The organism is Corynebacterium wankanglinii, assembly GCF_013601005.1.
GTDB lineage: Bacteria > Actinomycetota > Actinomycetes > Mycobacteriales > Mycobacteriaceae > Corynebacterium > Corynebacterium wankanglinii.
Map to the genome: position 1 here is coordinate 1 of NZ_JABFED010000014.1, position 1,186 is coordinate 1,186.

The 1,186-nt window shown below is 44.4% G+C and carries 1 protein-coding gene; it reads left to right on the top strand.

Translation table 11 applies throughout. The annotated features are described in order from the left end of the window. Positions 1-182: 182 nt before the first annotated feature. A complete protein-coding gene (aph(3')-Ia, locus tag HMA55_RS11215; RefSeq protein ID WP_000018326.1) occupies positions 183-998 on the top strand; it encodes an aminoglycoside O-phosphotransferase APH(3')-Ia in 816 nt (271 codons plus the stop codon). The last annotated feature ends 188 nt before the right edge of the window (positions 999-1,186 follow it).

The window sequence follows — 1,186 nt, forward strand, 5'->3', positions numbered from 1 at the left end:
CGCTGAAAATGCCGGCCTTTGAATGGGTTCATGTGCAGCTCCATCAGCAAAAGGGGATGATAAGTTTATCACCACCGACTATTTGCAACAGTGCCAACCCATGTTATATTGCACAAGATAAAAATATATCATCATGAACAATAAAACTGTCTGCTTACATAAACAGTAATACAAGGGGTGTTATGAGCCATATTCAACGGGAAACGTCTTGCTCGAGGCCGCGATTAAATTCCAACCTGGATGCTGATTTATATGGGTATAGATGGGCTCGCGATAATGTCGGGCAATCAGGTGCGACAATCTATCGATTGTATGGGAAGCCCAATGCGCCAGAGTTGTTTCTGAAACATGGCAAAGGTAGCGTTGCCAATGATGTTACAGATGAGATGGTCAGACTAAACTGGCTGACGGCATTTATGCCTCTTCCGACCATCAAGCATTTTATCCGTACTCCTGATGATGCATGGTTACTCACCACTGCGATCCCCGGGAAAACAGCATTCCAGGTATTAGAAGAATATCCTGATTCAGGTGAAAATATTGTTGATGCGCTGGCAGTGTTCCTGCGCCGGTTGCATTCGATTCCTGTTTGTAATTGTCCTTTTAACAGCGATCGCGTATTTCGTCTCGCTCAGGCGCAATCACGAATGAATAACGGTTTGGTTGATGCTAGTGATTTTGATGACGAGCGTAATGGCTGGCCTGTTGAACAAGTCTGGAAAGAAATGCATAAGCTTTTGCCATTCTCACCGGATTCAGTCGTCACTCATGGTGATTTCTCACTTGATAACCTTATTTTTGACGAGGGGAAATTAATAGGTTGTATTGATGTTGGACGAGTCGGAATCGCAGACCGATACCAGGATCTTGCCATCCTATGGAACTGCCTCGGTGAGTTTTCTCCTTCATTACAGAAACGGCTTTTTCAAAAATATGGTATTGATAATCCTGATATGAATAAATTGCAGTTTCATTTGATGCTCGATGAGTTTTTCTGATAGTTAGTCTTTGTAGAGACACAAACCTGAAATTCCGGACACCGCGCTTCAGGACATCTCCCTGGACGCCGATATCTGGCAGTATCCGGACGGGGCACTGTTGCAAATAGTCGGTGGTGATAAACTTATCATCCCCTTTTGCTGATGGAGCTGCACATGAACCCATTCAAAGGCCGGCATTTTCAGCG